General features: G+C 53.2%; 15 protein-coding genes. 9 read left to right on the forward strand and 6 right to left on the reverse strand.

The window, feature by feature from the left end; all coding sequences use genetic code 11:
- Positions 1–21: 21 nt before the first annotated feature.
- Together UR504_RS03095 and UR504_RS03100 are read right to left on the reverse strand one after the other, a co-directional pair.
- Positions 22–1,506 (reverse strand): diguanylate cyclase, encoded by a 1,485-nt coding sequence (locus UR504_RS03095; RefSeq protein ID WP_414146655.1) that lies wholly within the window; start codon positions 1,504–1,506, stop codon positions 22–24.
- 113 nt (positions 1,507–1,619) lie between these two features.
- Positions 1,620–3,116 carry a cyclic diguanylate phosphodiesterase gene (locus tag UR504_RS03100; RefSeq protein WP_302234748.1) on the reverse strand — a complete coding sequence of 499 codons (1,497 nt, stop codon included), beginning with the start codon at positions 3,114–3,116 and terminating at the stop codon, positions 1,620–1,622.
- 259 nt (positions 3,117–3,375) lie between these two features.
- On the opposite strand from UR504_RS03100, the gene UR504_RS03105 reads away from it, so the two are divergent.
- Positions 3,376–4,875: a cyclic diguanylate phosphodiesterase gene (locus UR504_RS03105; protein ID WP_302234747.1), complete on the forward strand. Its 1,500-nt coding sequence runs from the start codon at positions 3,376–3,378 to the stop codon at positions 4,873–4,875.
- A 288-nt stretch (positions 4,876–5,163) separates the two neighbouring features.
- On the opposite strand, the gene UR504_RS03110 is transcribed toward UR504_RS03105, so the two are convergent.
- The 3 genes from UR504_RS03110 to icd form a co-directional block, all read right to left on the reverse strand.
- The gene (locus UR504_RS03110; protein WP_111965567.1) at positions 5,164–5,409 is read right to left on the reverse strand and encodes a DUF2543 family protein; all 246 of its coding nucleotides are present in this window, start codon (positions 5,407–5,409) and stop codon (positions 5,164–5,166) included.
- A gap of 74 nt (positions 5,410–5,483) precedes the next feature.
- On the reverse strand, positions 5,484–5,831 hold the full coding sequence (locus tag UR504_RS03115; protein ID WP_115874783.1) for a DUF1304 domain-containing protein: 348 nt from the start codon (positions 5,829–5,831) through the stop codon (positions 5,484–5,486).
- 77 nt (positions 5,832–5,908) lie between these two features.
- Entirely contained in the window at positions 5,909–7,159 is a 1,251-nt protein-coding gene (icd, locus tag UR504_RS03120) for an NADP-dependent isocitrate dehydrogenase (RefSeq protein WP_045327001.1), read from the reverse strand.
- Between the two features lie 117 nt (positions 7,160–7,276).
- On the opposite strand from icd, the gene rluE reads away from it, so the two are divergent.
- The 8 genes from rluE (at position 7,277) to UR504_RS03160 (ending at position 15,086) form a co-directional block, all read left to right on the forward strand.
- Positions 7,277–7,930, forward strand: a complete 654-nt coding sequence (rluE, locus tag UR504_RS03125) for a 23S rRNA pseudouridine(2457) synthase RluE (RefSeq protein ID WP_302234746.1) — start codon at positions 7,277–7,279, stop codon at positions 7,928–7,930.
- Between the two features lie 9 nt (positions 7,931–7,939).
- Entirely contained in the window at positions 7,940–8,413 is a 474-nt protein-coding gene (locus tag UR504_RS03130; RefSeq protein WP_320739320.1) for an NUDIX hydrolase, read from the forward strand.
- 40 nt (positions 8,414–8,453) lie between these two features.
- Complete coding sequence (mnmA, locus tag UR504_RS03135) at positions 8,454–9,566, forward strand: tRNA 2-thiouridine(34) synthase MnmA (RefSeq protein WP_021241033.1); 1,113 nt, start codon at positions 8,454–8,456, stop codon at positions 9,564–9,566.
- Between the two features lie 27 nt (positions 9,567–9,593).
- On the forward strand, positions 9,594–10,223 hold the full coding sequence (gene hflD, locus UR504_RS03140) for a high frequency lysogenization protein HflD (protein ID WP_013097081.1): 630 nt from the start codon (positions 9,594–9,596) through the stop codon (positions 10,221–10,223).
- 19 nt (positions 10,224–10,242) lie between these two features.
- Positions 10,243–11,613 (forward strand): adenylosuccinate lyase, encoded by a 1,371-nt coding sequence (purB, locus tag UR504_RS03145; protein ID WP_008500757.1) that lies wholly within the window; start codon positions 10,243–10,245, stop codon positions 11,611–11,613.
- A 123-nt stretch (positions 11,614–11,736) separates the two neighbouring features.
- Positions 11,737–12,408 carry a two-component system response regulator PhoP gene (gene phoP, locus UR504_RS03150; RefSeq protein WP_028019015.1) on the forward strand — a complete coding sequence of 224 codons (672 nt, stop codon included), beginning with the start codon at positions 11,737–11,739 and terminating at the stop codon, positions 12,406–12,408.
- Positions 12,409–13,872, forward strand: a complete 1,464-nt coding sequence (gene phoQ, locus UR504_RS03155; RefSeq protein WP_302234745.1) for a two-component system sensor histidine kinase PhoQ — start codon at positions 12,409–12,411, stop codon at positions 13,870–13,872. It abuts the gene before it with no gap.
- A gap of 92 nt (positions 13,873–13,964) precedes the next feature.
- Positions 13,965–15,086 carry a cupin domain-containing protein gene (locus UR504_RS03160; RefSeq protein WP_302234744.1) on the forward strand — a complete coding sequence of 374 codons (1,122 nt, stop codon included), beginning with the start codon at positions 13,965–13,967 and terminating at the stop codon, positions 15,084–15,086.
- A gap of 41 nt (positions 15,087–15,127) precedes the next feature.
- Here the strand turns inward: UR504_RS03160 and pepT are convergent, their stop codons facing one another.
- A complete protein-coding gene (pepT, locus tag UR504_RS03165) occupies positions 15,128–16,351 on the reverse strand; it encodes a peptidase T (RefSeq protein WP_302234743.1) in 1,224 nt (407 codons plus the stop codon).
- Positions 16,352–16,434 lie beyond the last annotated feature (83 nt).

The raw sequence follows: 16,434 nt of genomic DNA on the forward strand, positions 1-16,434 counted from the left end.
TGAGTGGGCTTTTTTTTCTGCTCATACCCCAACAAACGCGTAACGGTTACGTCCTGCGCGCTTTGCCTGATAGAGGGCCTGGTCAGCGGCAATAATGATATTTTGCTGGCTGCCAGCGATGTCGACGGCACGTGCGGTAGAAATCCCGACGCTGACCGTTACCCGTCCGAAGGGGCTAAAAGCATGCGCAATTTGCAGGGAAAACACATTGCGAATAATCGTCTGCGCCAGTCGGAGCGCATCCTGGATATCCGTATCCGGCAATATCAGCGCAAACTCTTCTCCGCCGTATCGCGCCACAATCTGATTATCACGCGTAAGGCTCTCCCTGAGGCTGTTTCCGAGCATTGCCAGACACCGGTCCCCTTCCGGATGACCATAGTTATCGTTGTATTTTTTGAAGTAATCCACGTCTACGATCAGTATCGAAATCGGTGCGTCATGCTCAGCACACATAGTGATTTCCGAGAGGATTTTTTCATCAAAGAAGCGGCGGTTGTACAGCCCGGTCAACGCATCTTCTGAGGCAATAATCTTCAGCGCTTTGTTATCCCTTGTTTTTCGGGACAGGTCGGAATACAGGAAGTATGACGCCACAATGAGGATCGCCGTGAACACGAAAATGAGCACCGCCAGCTGAATGGCCTGTTTGCGCCAGGGTGCAAGGGCTTCATCAATGCTAACGGCCACGGTGGTGACCAGTCCGTAGCGTCTGTTTTTCTCGTAGGCATAAATGCGCTCGATTTTATCAAACCGTGAGATGGAGCTGGCTATCCCCGAATTTTGTACCTTGAGATATTTCCTGAATAGCGGTGAATCAGAAACAATCGTGCCGATATAAGTATTTTTAAAGGGATAACGGACCAGCAGCACGCCTGATTGCGTCGTTAAGCCGATGACGCCCGAGTGACCGATATTAATCTGCCCGTAGAGTGCCAGAAAATTTTCGATACCCAGCGTCACCACCACCACTCCGTTAAATGCCCCGCTCTCGGTTTCAAGGCGTCGACTGATGGTGATAACCCATTTGCCATTGGTTCTGCTTACCACCGGCTCCCCAATAAAAATCTGCTGAGTTTTATTTTCTTTGTGATAGATAAAAAACTCTCTGTCCGAGCCTTTGCGTGACCCGGTAAAACTTTCATGCAGTGCGGTGAAGATATCGCCCTGAGCGTTGTAAACAACCACATTATTAATCTGGGTAAGAAGGTTATCCTGATTATTGATCATGTGCTGAATATTGGTCGCCTGCTGCGGGGTCATACCATAAATTTCGATTATGTCGGAAACGGTAGTAATTAACATTTCACTCTGGCGCATGATCCCCTCGGTGTAGACATCAAGGGTATGGCTCAGGTTAGCAACGCTGGTATTAATTTGCTGGATTGACTGCTGTCTGGACGTGGCTATTTGGACGGCGAGCGACAGCGAGAGGATCAATGAAACAATGATGACGGTAATGGTTGTTGTGTAAAAAGTATTTTTCACATGCACGAGCTTTTCCACCTTATCACGCCTGACATCCCTGGCTGACAACTCTTGTCACTGTAACAAAGCTCGGGATAAGAGGAAAATGAATTGCACTTAAGCAGACAACGGAAGCTTGCCTTTATTTTGATTTACAGACTTACGATCTCCCTGGGTTTAGATAAAATGACTTTAATAAAATCGATATAGGAGACGGGCTTACCAAAATAATATCCCTGTAACAGGGTTATCTCATTACGGTTGAGATACTCCAGCTGCTCTTTTGTTTCTACTCCTTCAGCTACAATGCGCAATGAGAGTTTTTTCGCCAGATCAATGACGCAGTCCAGCAGGATCGTTGAGTCCTTTTCCTCTGAAACCCGGTTCACAAAGCTTTTATCAATTTTAATATAATCAATGGCAAGCGCATTAAGGCATGACAGCCCGGAATAACCCGTACCAAAATCATCAAGGGCAATAACAAAACCGGCGTTATGCAGCATGTTGAGGTTTTCCACCAGGTGAGGATTATCGATCAGCGGTTCACGCTCGGTCACCTCGAGAACCAGTTTGACTTCTTTACCCTGAAACCCCTTCCCGAAGACGCGACAGTCCCCGATAAAGGAAGGTGCATTGATGTGTCTGGCGCTGATGTTCACCCCGATATGAAACCCGTCCGGTAGCTTAGGCAACAGTGGTTTAAGCTGTGCGACCACTTTCGCCATCAACCCTTTGGTTAACGGGATAATTAAACCGCTACGTTCGGCAATCGGAATAAAGACATCCGGCGGGATAAAGCCTGACTTTGGATGTTTCCATCTCGCCAGGACCTCAACGCCGTACAACCCGCCGGTATCCCCGTTCACGATGGGCTGATAATAAGGCTCGATCTCCCCCTGCAAAATGGCTTTGCGCAAATCGTCTTCGAATGAGGTGCTTTTCCCCTTGTAACGACGGATCAAAATGCCCACCGCCACGGATAACGCAAGAATAAGCAGTATCAGGCTCCATCCCTGCTGCAGTAGCCGCGTCAGGCTAAAAAAGGCAGGAGGCTGCCAGGCCAGGCTAAAGGGGAACTGCGAAGATGTCGTCAGTGACCCCGCCCACGAGGCCGCTTTCCAGCCGGTCACATCACCGCTGCGGGTAAACATTCTTTCGCCGACAACCAGTCCCAGGCCAACGCTATTTGATGCGCTCGTAATGGCGTCCTGCAAATGCGCGTCGCTGATGCTGACCATGACGCGCCCTCCCGCAACGGGCATCTGAAAGACAAGCACCGGCATGCCGTTCACCAGCCGATTGCCGGGTAGCAGCATCAACTTTTCGGCAGGTAAGGTTTCAGGGTGAATAATCAATACGCCATTCCCGGGAAGGGAAGTACAGATGATTTTGCCCTGCTGCTGGATCATGATGGCGCGCAGATGCGGTTTTAGCGCGGCTTCCGTCCCTAGCGCCAGCTGTCCGCTACTGGTACACCCCTGCTCCGCAACGCGCTTCGCCGTGCTGGCCGCACTGACTGCTTCAGCCAGAATATTTTCTATTTTTTGAGTGCTTGCCGTGGCGGCATGACTATTACTCAGCTTCGCCATCTGCCATAGCTGCCAGTTAATAATTAGAATGCCGCTCAGAAAAAGAAACAGGGCACTCATAATAGGGATCATCACGTTGCGCACGATGTTTTCCTTAATAGAAAAAACAAGCATGGATGTACTAGAAGAAAAGCCTGTGCTAATCCGGCGTTGCTTATGACAATGAAAATAGCTTAGCTGAGAATTGTCTTAAAAAACTGATGCTTTCGTATGAGTTCACCTGCCCGAATTTGCTCACATGACGTGACTATCAGGCTTGTTCCTTGCCCAGGCTGTGTTAAGCTTTGTGAAATCAGGGAGCGGACTGGATATCTGGAAAATGAAAAAGCGCATTGCCGTTGCTATCGTTTCAACGCTTCTGGTCTTCCTGTCTCTTTATGCCGTCAATGCTGTCATCACAGGACAGCAGAAGAGCAAACAGCTCGAAATATCCCGAACCCTTTTACATTATTCAGAAGACCTGTCCCAAAACGTTGCGCTGGGCCTAAAAAGCATAACGACGCAGGGATGTGATAAAGCCAGCCTTGATAGCTACAGAAAAATCAAGCTTAATAATCTTTATTTTGGCGATATAGGTTTTATCGAAAAGGGAAAAATAGTCTGTACCGCTTTTTGGGGGAAACTCGCAACGCCCGTTGCACTTCCTGCAGAACTGCATAAAACGCCGAGAGGCTTTCTCCTGGCCCAGTTTTCGCGAAAAGACTTTTTCACGGGCAACGCGGCAATTTATAACAATATTATTATCTTCACCTCCCGCTATGCTTACGATAAATTCAGCCCGGTTACCGCAAGTTATTCGCTAAGTGCTACCACGAAAGACTTTGGCAGAGTCTTTTTTTCGGCCGCTCCGGAGCTAAATCAGCAGAGCTGGCTGCATTCGACGTTGTTTACCCTGACCCTGACGCAGTGCAGCGCCTTCTGGGACCTGTGCGTCATCGTGAAGCATCATGACGCTGGGCTGGCCTCGTTACCTCCGTTTATCTTTGCGCTTCTTGCGGTCATTCTCTGTTTGATCTGGATCGCGATTACGTTGTTTATCTTCCGAATCTATGAAGATCGTTTTTCTCTGGAACGCACGCTGATCAAAGCCGTCATCACGAATACCATCTGCGTTAACTATCAGCCCATTATCCGTATTCGCGATCAAAAAATCGTGGGCGTCGAAGTTCTGTCGAGATGGCGCGATCAAAAGCACGGGGACGTCTCTCCGGAGCTGTTTATTCCATTAATTAAGAAGATTGGTCTGTATAAAAAATATTATAGTAATATTATCGAAAAATCCCTTTCCGAAATTGCCCCACTGGCGATAAAACACCAGCTGATAGTCTCAATCAACGTTGGGCGGAAGGAAATTGAAGATGGACAGTTCATTACCATTTTGCGTCGTGCGTGTTTTGCCAATCACCTTCCCCTTTCCCTGATGAAGGTCGAACTCTCTGAGAAAGCCGTTTCAACGGCAGATATCCTCGAGGGGTTCTGTCGGGAGCTCAAATCGCTCGGCGTTAAAATATCAATAGATGATTTTGGCGTGCAAAACTCGAACCTCGCCCGCCTGTCGCTGCTTGAATATGATGAAATCAAAATTGATAAGTCGCTGGTGGACGGCATCAGCGAGCATTATAAGCAAAACATCTTCGCTATCTTCAGCGATGCTCTTGCAAGATTGAATAAAACGCTTGTATTCGAGGGCGTGGAAAATGAAATTCAATATCGCTTTATTGCGGACAGATATCCCGATGCCCTGATCCAGGGATGGTATTTTTCAAAAGCACTCACCCGCAGCGAACTGGCGAAGCAACTCACCGGCGTCACACCGTAATTCAAAACTGGCGTGCCCGTTTTTTTCAGTCGGGCATTTCAATTTTTTACGCAAAAACATATAGTCGTCACAATCAGACGGTAGATTACCCTGAAGCACACTCATATTTTGGTTAAAAACGTGAAATTATCCTTACTATTCCCAGTGGTACTCTTTTGCCTGACCGTTATTTTCGCGCTGCTTATCGACGCCCCCGCTTCGCATATTCTGCGGAAAAAGTGCATGTGGTCCGATAGCGTGATGCTTAGCTGTATCGCAAAGCATCAGCATAACGGTTTTTGAAGCAGGCTATTCATTTCCCCACTGATTGAGGAAGTTCGCAATATCATCAATGCGCCCCGCACGGATCCCGGCCTCAGCGGCCATCTCCTGCTGGGCTTCCTCGCTAATCTCCTCGTTATTCGATAAACGGGTAAGCAGCAGCTGGAAATAATGTGCCAGCGCGTCGAGCTCTGACTCAGCGACGGACTCTGCGGCTTCCGTCGCGTACTCATCGGCAATGTCATAATATTTCAGTGGGATATCGTTGTTCATAACTGTCTCGTCGCTAACCTGTAAGGGTGAAGCCATCAGTATATCGGACGCCTTATCTCAACCAAAGCATTGCTTCAGATGAGCAACGCAAGCAGCGCCGCGAGAGCGGGTACGGCCTGTACATACAAAATTTTCCGGCTGGCGGTGGCTGCGCCAAAGAGCCCGGCGATCAGCACGCAGGCCAGGAAGAAGATGGCCACCTGAATACCCTTTTCGCCGAGCCAGAGGCTCCAGAGCAGACCTGCCGCCAGAAAACCGTTATACAGCCCCTGATTCGCGGCCAGTACGCGGGTATCGCGCGCAAAATCAGGACGCAGATTAAAGGCCTTGTGCCCTGTTTTGGTATTCCACAGGAACATTTCCAGCACAAGAATGTAGAGATGGATGAGTGCAACGACAGCGATAAGAATAGTAGCTAGCATCGTGTTGTCTCCCGCAGGCAGAGGCAAAAAAAACGGGAACCCTCAGGCCCCCGCTCTTGTTTAACCCAGAATCTGGATTACATGTTCGCGATAATCGCGTCGCCAAACTCTGAGCATTTCAGCAGCTTAGCGCCTTCCATCAGACGTTCGAAATCGTAAGTTACGGTTTTCGCGTTGATCGCGCCTTCCATACCTTTAACGATCAGGTCTGCGGCTTCGAACCATTCCATATGACGCAGCATCATTTCTGCAGACAGGATGATAGAGCCTGGGTTCACTTTGTCCTGACCCGCGTATTTTGGTGCAGTACCGTGTGTCGCTTCGAACAGGGCGCATTCATCACCGATGTTCGCGCCAGGGGCGATACCGATACCGCCAACCTGCGCTGCCAGGGCGTCAGAAATGTAGTCACCGTTCAGGTTCATACAGGCAATCACGTCGTATTCTGCAGGACGCAGCAGGATCTGCTGCAGGAACGCATCGGCGATCACATCTTTAATGACGATCTCTTTGCCGGTGTTCGGGTTTTTGATCTTCTGCCATGGGCCGCCGTCGATCAGCTCACCGCCGAACTCTTCGGTCGCCAGCTGGTAGCCCCAGTCTTTGAACGCGCCTTCGGTGAACTTCATGATGTTGCCTTTGTGAACCAGGGTCACAGAGTCGCGGTCGTTGGTGATAGCGTATTCAATCGCCGCACGCACCAGACGCTTGGTCCCTTCTTCGGAACATGGCTTGATGCCGATACCACAATGCTCAGGGAAGCGAATTTTCTTCACGCCCATCTCTTCGCGCAGGAATTTAATCACTTTTTCTGCGTCAGCAGAGTCCGCTTTCCATTCGATACCCGCGTAGATGTCTTCTGAGTTTTCGCGGAAGATAACCATATCGGTCAGTTCAGGGTGCTTAACCGGGCTTGGGGTGCCCTGATAGTAACGAACCGGACGCAGACACACGTACAGGTCCAGCTCCTGACGCAGTGCCACGTTCAGGGAACGGATACCGCCGCCAACTGGCGTCGTCAGTGGGCCTTTAATAGCAACGCGGTAGTCGCGGATCAGGTCCAGCGTTTCTGCTGGCAGCCAGACGTCCTGGCCATAAACTTGAGTAGATTTCTCACCGGTGTAAATTTCCATCCAGGAAATTTTACGCTCGCCTTTGTAGGCTTTCTCAACAGCGGCATCAACCACTTTCAGCATCGCCGGGGTAACGTCTACACCGATTCCGTCACCTTCGATGAACGGGATAATCGGATTGTGAGGAACGTTAATCTTGCCGTTTTGCAGGGTGATCTTTTTACCTTCCGCCGGAACAACTACTTTGCTTTCCATTAACCTCTCCTTCGAGCGCTTCTGGTTGTTACTGATCTTATGTTAATAAATTGTAATGAGCCCTTCGATAGTACCTGATTGTCCTGCGCCATGAAAGGTCTTCGTTATTAGGCTATAATGCGGCAATTGATAACGCCTGAAAATACCATGAAGAAAACTTCTTTTACAAAACACCGGGTTGAGCGATTCAGCTCACGACAAGCCGCCAGAAGACCGCAAGAAACCCAGCCAAAGCGGGTGATTCTGTTTAATAAACCCTACGATGTTTTGCCGCAGTTTACCGATGAAGCCGGGCGCAGCACGCTGAAGGATTTTATTCCCGTTCAGGGCGTCTACGCAGCCGGGCGTCTGGATCGCGACAGCGAAGGCCTGCTGGTCTTAACCAACGACGGCGCGCTGCAGGCGAGACTCACGCAGCCGGGCAAACGCACCGGCAAAATTTACTTCGTCCAGGTCGAAGGCGAGCCGGACGAACAAACGCTGGAAAAATTGCGCAAAGGCGTCACGCTGAACGACGGCCCAACCCTGCCCGCAGGTATTGAACGCGTGAATGAACCGGAGTGGCTGTGGCCGCGCAATCCGCCGATTCGTGAACGCAAATCCATCCCGACAAGCTGGCTCAAAATCACCCTTTACGAAGGCCGCAACCGTCAGGTTCGCCGCATGACCGCACATGTCGGCTTCCCTACCCTGCGTCTGATTCGCTACGCCATGGGCAGCTACACGCTGGAAACGCTGGCAAACGGCGAATGGCGCGACGCTGCCCCTTAAGGAGAAATGATGTTTAAACCTCATGTTACGGTTGCCTGCGTGGTCCACGCCCGGGGTAAATTCCTGGTTGTCGAAGAGAGCATTAACGGCAAAGCGCTGTGGAACCAGCCTGCCGGACACCTTGAAGCCAATGAAACCCTGCTGCAGGCAGCAAAACGCGAGCTGTGGGAAGAGACAGGCATTCACGCTGAACCCCAGCACTTCATCCGTATGCACCAGTGGATTGCGCCCGACAGCACCCCGTTCCTGCGCTTTTTATTCGCCGTTGAGCTTAGCGAAACGTGCGCCACAGAGCCGCAGGATGACGATATCGACCGCTGTCTGTGGGTCACCGCCGACGAGATCCTGAACGCGCCAAACCTGCGCTCGCCGCTGGTTGCGGAAAGCATTCGCTGCTGGCAGTCAGGCGCACGCCTGCCGCTGGATGTCATCGGCCCATTTAACTGGCCGTTTACAGAGGGTGCCAATGGTGGGGGGGCGTGATAGAATACGCCGCCTTGAAGTTCAATGTCGTGAGTATTCCATGTCAGATAACAGCCAGAAAAAAGTGATCGTCGGCATGTCCGGCGGTGTCGATTCCTCCGTTTCCGCCTACCTGTTACAGCAACAGGGCTATAAGGTGGAGGGCCTGTTCATGAAGAACTGGGAGGAAGATGATGGCGAGGAATACTGCACTGCCGCAGCGGATCTTGCCGACGCGCAGGCCGTATGCGATAAGCTCGGCATTGAACTGCACACCGTTAACTTTGCTGCAGAATACTGGGACAACGTTTTTGAACTGTTCCTGGAAGAGTACAAAGCGGGCCGCACGCCGAACCCGGATATTCTGTGCAACAAAGAGATCAAATTTAAGGCCTTCCTGGAATTCGCCGCGGAAGATTTGGGCGCTGACTACATCGCGACCGGCCACTACGTGCGTCGTGCAGACGTGAATGGTAAAAGCCAGCTGCTGCGAGGTCTGGACGGCAACAAAGATCAAAGCTATTTCCTCTATACGCTGAGCCACGAGCAGATCGCCCAGAGCCTGTTCCCGGTCGGCGAGCTGGAAAAGCCGCAGGTGCGTAAAATCGCCGAAGAGCTGGACCTGATCACCGCGAAGAAAAAAGACTCTACCGGCATCTGCTTCATCGGCGAGCGTAAATTCCGCGATTTCCTGGGGCGCTACCTGCCCGCACAGCCCGGTAAAATTGTCACCGTCGACGGGGAAGAGATTGGCCAGCACCAGGGGCTGATGTACCACACCTTAGGCCAGCGTAAAGGCCTGGGTATCGGCGGGACGAAAGAAGGTAGCGAAGATCCGTGGTACGTGGTCGACAAAGATGTCGAAAACAATATTCTGGTTGTTGCTCAGGGGCACGACCATCCGCGTCTGATGTCCGTTGGCCTTATCGCGCAGCAGCTGCACTGGGTCGATCGTGAGCCGCTGAAAGGCACGCTGCGCTGCACGGTGAAAACACGCTACCGTCAGACCGATATTCCTTGCACCGTTACCGCGCTCGATGACGATCGCATTGACGTGCGCTTCGACGAGCCGGTTGCCGCCGTCACCCCAGGTCAGTCTGCTGTCTTCTACAGCGGTGAGATCTGTCTGGGCGGCGGGATCATTGAACAGCGCCTGCCGCTGCCTGCTGTTTAATACGATTGCACACATAAAGGAGACCGTGTGGCGAAGAACTATTATGACATCACCCTGGCGCTGGCGGGAATTTGCCAGTCAGCCCGTCTGGTGCAACAGCTCGCGCATCAGGGTCATTGCGACGCTGATGCCCTGCACGTTTCACTGAACAGCGTTATCGATCTTAACCCCGGCTCGACCCTGGGCGTGTTCGGCGGCAGTGAAACCAATCTTCGTCTCGGTCTTGAAACCCTGCTTGGCGTGCTTAACGCCAGCAGCCGTCAGGGATTAAACGCAGAGCTGACCCGCTACACGTTGAGCCTGATGGTGCTGGAGCGTAAGCTGAGCGCAGCAAAAGGCGCGCTTAATACCCTGGGCGATCGCATTGCCGGGTTACAGCGTCAGCTCGACCATTTTGATCTGCAGTCCGAAACGCTGCTCAGCGCGATGGCCGGCATTTATGTTGACGTCATCAGCCCGCTGGGACCGCGTATACAGGTCACCGGCTCCCCTGCCGTGCTGCAAAGCCCGCAGGTACAGGCAAAAGTGCGCGCGTCCCTGCTGGCAGGTATCCGCGCCGCCGTGCTGTGGCACCAGGTCGGTGGTGGCCGCCTGCAGTTAATGTTTTCTCGTAATCGCCTGACCACTCAGGCAAAACAAATTCTTGCTCATTGTTAACCTCCCGGAGTTGCGAATTATGGAATTATCCTCACTGACCGCCGTATCCCCTGTCGATGGACGCTACGGCGATAAAGTCAGCGCGCTGCGCGGGATCTTCAGCGAATATGGTTTGCTGAAGTTCCGTGTTCAGGTTGAAGTACGCTGGCTGCAAAAGCTGGCCGCCCAGGCAGCAATCAAGGAAGTTCCTGCTTTTGACGAAAAGGCAAACGATTACCTTGATAAAATCGTTGCCGAGTTTAGCGAACAAGACGCCGCGCGCATTAAAACCATTGAACGCACCACCAACCACGATGTTAAGGCGGTTGAGTACTTCCTGAAAGAGAAAGTAGAAAGCGTTCCTGCGCTGCACGCCGTGTCTGAGTTCATCCACTTCGCCTGTACCTCTGAAGACATCAACAACCTGTCCCATGCGCTTATGCTCTCCACCGCGCGCAAAGAGGTGGTACTGCCTTACTGGCGTAAAATCATCGACGCGGTGAAAGCGCTGTCCGTGGAATACCGCGACATTCCGCTGCTCTCCCGTACCCACGGCCAGCCAGCCACCCCGTCCACGATGGGTAAAGAGATGGCCAACGTAGCGTATCGTATGGAACGCCAGTACCGTCAGCTGGAGCAGGTTGAGATCCTCGGCAAAATCAACGGCGCGGTCGGTAACTATAACGCCCACATCGCCGCTTATCCGGAAGTGGACTGGCACCAGTTCAGCGAAGAGTTCGTGACCTCCCTGGGCATTCAGTGGAACCCGTACACCACCCAGATTGAGCCGCACGACTATATCGCCGAACTGTTTGACTGCATCGCGCGCTTCAACACCATCCTGATCGACTTCGATCGTGACGTGTGGGGCTACATCGCCCTGAACCACTTCAAACAGAAAACCATCGCGGGTGAAATCGGCTCTTCCACCATGCCGCACAAAGTAAACCCAATCGACTTCGAAAACTCCGAAGGCAACCTGGGCCTGGCGAATGCCGTGCTGCAGCATATGGCGAGCAAACTGCCGGTATCCCGCTGGCAGCGCGACCTGACCGACTCCACCGTACTGCGTAACCTGGGCGTGGGCATCGGCTACGCGCTGATCGCGTATCAGTCCACCCTGAAAGGCGTAAGCAAACTGGAAGTAAACCGTGACCGTCTGCTGGACGAGCTGGATCACAACTGGGAAGTGCTGGCGGAGCCGATTCAGACCGTGATGCGTCGTTACGGTATCGAAAAACCGTACGAAAAACTGAAAGAGCTGACCCGCGGCAAACGCGTTGACGCCGAAGGCATGAAGCAGTTTATCGACGGTCTGGCGCTGCCGGAAGAAGAGAAAACGCGCCTGAAGGCGATGACTCCGGCGAACTACATTGGCCGCGCCATCACCATGGTCGACGAGCTGAAGTAACGCCCCTCTCCCCCTTTTCGCCCGAAAAGGGGGATGCTTTTCCCCGGTTTACTCAATGTTTATCCCCAAAACAACATAATCAGCGTTAAACTATTCATACCAATTATTTAGGGAGAAGAGATGATGCGCGTACTGGTTGTTGAGGATAACGCATTGCTACGTCATCACCTGAAGGTTCAGCTTCAGGAGATGGGACATCAGGTGGACGATGCTGAAGACGCAAAAGAAGCCGATTATTATCTCAATGAACACCTGCCGGATATCGCCATTGTCGATTTAGGGCTGCCTGACGAAGACGGTCTGTCGTTGATTCGCCGCTGGCGCAGCCACGATGTCTCCCTACCGGTTCTGGTTCTGACCGCCCGTGAAGGCTGGCAGGATAAGGTCGAAGTGCTCAGCGCGGGTGCGGATGATTACGTCACCAAGCCGTTTCATATTGAAGAGGTGGCGGCGCGCATGCAGGCGCTGTTACGCCGCAATAGCGGGCTGGCCTCACAGGTTATTTCCATCCCGCCTTTCCAGGTCGATCTTTCCCGTCGGGAGTTAGCGATCAATGATGAAGTGATCAAGCTTACCGCCTTCGAATACACCATTATGGAAACGCTGATCCGTAACAACGGCAAAGTGGTAAGCAAAGATTCCTTAATGCTCCAGCTTTACCCTGATGCGGAACTGCGCGAGAGCCATACCATTGACGTGCTGATGGGGCGTTTGCGCAAGAAAATTCAGGCGCAGTATCCGCAGGATGTCATTACCACCGTCCGTGGCCAGGGCTACCTGTTCGAATTACGCTAAATGAGACGGATTTTACGCCATATTCTGCCCCTCTCCCTGAGGGTTCGTTTCTTACTGGCAACGGCCGCCGTCGTACTGGTGCTGTCGCTCTCCTACGGCATGGTCGCCCTGGTGGGCTATAGCGTCAGCTTTGATAAAACCACCTTTCGGCTGCTGCGTGGCGAAAGCAATCTTTTTTATACCCTGGCGAAGTGGGAAAACAATCAAATCACCGTCGAAATGCCGGAAAACCTCAACCAGCAGAGTCCAACGCTGGCCCTGATTTATGACGAAAAGGGGAAGCTACTTTGGGCGCAGCGGGACATCCCATGGCTGGTCAAAAGCATTCGTCCGGAGTGGCTCAAAACCAACGGGTTTCATGAAATTGAAGCCGATCTCAACACCACCAGCTCGCTGATCCGTGAAGATCGCTCCCTGCAGCAAAAGCTGAACGAGATCCGCGCCGACAATGCCGAAACGGAGATGACGCATTCCGTCGCGATTAACCTCTATCCGGCGACGCTAAACATGCCGCAGCTGACCATTGTGGTGATCGACACCATTCCGGTCGAGCTGAAGCGTTCTTATATGGTCTGGAGCTGGTTCATCTATGTTCTGGCTGCGAATCTCCTGCTGGTGATCCCGCTGCTGTGGGTGGCGGCATGGTGGAGCTTGCGCCCCATTGAATCACTGGCGAAAGAGGTTCACGAGCTGGAGGAACATCATCGCGAGAAGCTGAACCCGGAAACCACGCGCGAGCTCACCAGCCTTGTGCGAAACCTCAACCGCCTGCTGAAAAGTGAACGCGAACGCTATGATAAATACCGTACGACGCTTACCGACCTGACCCACAGCCTGAAAACCCCGCTCGCGGTCATGCAAAGTACCCTCCGTTCAATGCGCAGTTCGAAGCTGAGCGTCGACGATGCTGAGCCGGTGATGCTGGAACAGATCAGCCGTATTTCACAGCAAATTGGCTATTACCTGCATCGCGCCAGCATGCGTTCCGGCAGCGCGCTGCTGAGCCGCGAGCTGCACCCGGTTGCCCCGCTTCTGGATAACCTCACGTCCGCCCTCAACAAGGTGTATCAGCGTAAAGGGGTGAATATCAGCCTCGATATCTCGCCAGAGATAAGCTTTGTGGGTGAAAAAAATGACTTCATGGAAGTGATGGGTAACCTGCTGGATAACGCCTGCAAATACTGCCTGGAGTTCGTGGAAGTCTCTGCGCGACAGACGGAAACCGAGCTGCATATTATCGTTGAGGATGATGGCCCGGGGATCCCGCGCAATAAGCGTGACGTGGTGTTCGATCGCGGGCAGCGCGCCGATACGCTACGTCCTGGCCAGGGCGTAGGATTAGCCGTCGCGCGCGAGATTGTCGACCAGTACGACGGGAAAATCGAAACCAGCGAAAGCTTACTGGGCGGCGCCAGAATGGAGGTCATTTTTGGTCGCCAGCAGCCCACATTGAGCGATAGTTAACCCGTTATGTGAAAAATGCGAGGATCTCGCAGCCGGGGGGCTGAGCTTCCGTTATAATCCGAGTCAGTAAGAGCCTGCGGAATAAAAAAATTATGGATTATCACTTAACGCTTAACTGGCCCGAGTTTATTGAACGTTACTGGCAAAAACGCCCGGTGGTTCTGAAACGCGGGTTCAGCAATTTTGTCGACCCCATCTCGCCTGACGAGCTGGCCGGTCTGGCCATGGAAAACGAAGTCGACAGCCGTCTGGTCAGCCACCAGGACGGGAAATGGCAGGTTAGCCACGGTCCTTTCGAAAGCTACGATCACCTCGGTGAAAACAACTGGTCGCTGCTGGTGCAGGCGGTCAACCACTGGCACGAGCCAACGGCCGCCTTAATGCGTCCGTTCCGCGCCCTGCCCGACTGGCGCATGGACGATCTGATGATCTCCTTCTCCGTTCCTGGCGGTGGCGTCGGTCCGCATCTGGACCAGTACGACGTGTTTATTATTCAGGGTACGGGCCGCCGCCGCTGGCGCGTGGGCGAAAAAGTCCCCATGAAGCAGCACTGCCCGCATCCGGACCTGCTGCAGGTTGATCCGTTTGAAGGGATTATCGACGAAGAGCTGGAGCCGGGCGATATCCTCTACATTCCGCCTGGATTCCCTCACGAGGGTTACTCCCTGGAAAACTCCCTCAACTACTCCGTGGGGTTCCGCGCGCCAAGCGGCCGCGAGATGATCAGCGGATTTGCCGACTACGTTCTGCAACGCGAGCTGGGCAGCTATCGTTACAGCGACCCCGATGTGCCTGCACGCGAGCATCCGGCCGATATCCTGCCCGCAGAGCTGGATAAGCTGCGCGGCATGATGCTGGATCTGATCAACGAACCGGAACATTTCCGTCAGTGGTTTGGCGAGTTTATCAGCCAGTCCCGCCACGAGCTGGACGTTGCGCCACCGGAGCCGCCTTATCAGGCTGACGAGATTTATGATGCGCTCCAGCAGGGCGACAAGCTGGTACGTCTGGGCGGGTTGCGCGTGCTGCGCATTGGCGAGGAGGTATTCGTCAACGGCGAGAAGCTGGACTCTCCGCACCGTCCGGCGCTGGAAGCCATTGCCAGCCATCTGGTGCTGACTGCCGACACCTTTGGCGATGCGCTGGAAGACCCGTCTTTCCTCGCAATGCTGGCCGCATTGGTTAACAGCGGGTACTGGTTCTTTGAGGACTGAGTCGCCTTAATGCCCGGTGGCGCTTCGCCACCGGGCTTTTCTTACCGCTTCGCGGTCAACTCCGCTATCCGCACTATCACTTTCACCGCTTTTTCCATTCCTTCCAGCGTCACAAACTCATGCTTGCCATGGTAGTTGTAGCCACCGGTAAACAGGTTCGGGCACGGTAGCCCCATGAATGACAGCTGAGAACCATCGGTGCCGCCGCGAATCGGTTTTAATGTCGGTTCAATATCGCAGTCGCGCATCGCCTGCTGGGCGATATCGAGAATATGCGGATGCGCCATCACCTTCTCGCGCATATTGTAATAGCTGTCTTCGATGATGAGCTCAATGTAGCAGTCGGGATGCAGGCCCTTACCCACCTTTTTGGCGATCTCCATCATCTTACGCTTGCGTGCCTCAAAGGCTTTACGGTCGAAATCGCGGATGATGTAGTGCATCTGCGCGCTGTCCGCGGTGCCTTTGATGCTGGTCAGGTGATAGAAACCTTCATACCCCTCGGTCTGTTCGGGGCTCTCTTCCGCCGGGACTTCCGCATGAATTCGCGACGCCAGCGACAACGCGTTCACCATGACGCCTTTCGCCGAACCGGGGTGAACGTTGTTGCCGACAATTTTGATCGTGACGGACGCGGCATTGAAGTTTTCATATTCCAGCTCACCGACGCCACCACCGTCGACGGTGTAGGCCCACTGGGCGTTAAAGGCGTCCACGTCGAAGTGCTTCGCGCCCTTGCCGACCTCTTCATCCGGCGTAAAGGCCACGCGGATGTCGCCGTGCGAAATATCTTTGCCCTTCAGCACCGCCAGCGCCGTCATGATTTCCGCGATCCCCGCTTTGTCATCCGCCCCCAGCAGGGTTTTCCCGTCGGTGGTGATCAGCGTCTGGCCCAGCAGCTGATGCAGCACCGGGAACATCACGGGCGAGAGCACTTCGTCGCCAATGCCCAGCGCAATGTCGCCGCCGCGGTAATTTTCCACAATCTGCGGGTTCACATTTTTACCGCTAAAATCAGGAGAGGTGTCGACATGGGAGATAAAGCCAATCGCCGGAATGTCACCCGGGACATTCGCCGGCAGCGTTCCCATCACAGTGCCTTTCTCGCTTAACGTGACGTTGACCAGCCCCATGGCGTCAAGCTGCTCTTTCAGCAGGTTTAATAGCTTCCACTGGCCTTCGGTGCTCGGCACCTGGCGAACACCCGGCTTAGATTGGGTATCCAGCGAAACGTACTGTAAAAAACGCTCAAGTAATTTATCCATGCAGTCACCCTCACTTTTTGTGACAACATTATCAATAAGCATCAAAACGCAAATATTGCGTCAGGTCACTTTTATCCCGCAAA

The organism is Enterobacter sp. 241F3 (assembly GCF_034106785.1).
GTDB lineage: Bacteria > Pseudomonadota > Gammaproteobacteria > Enterobacterales > Enterobacteriaceae > Enterobacter > Enterobacter vonholyi.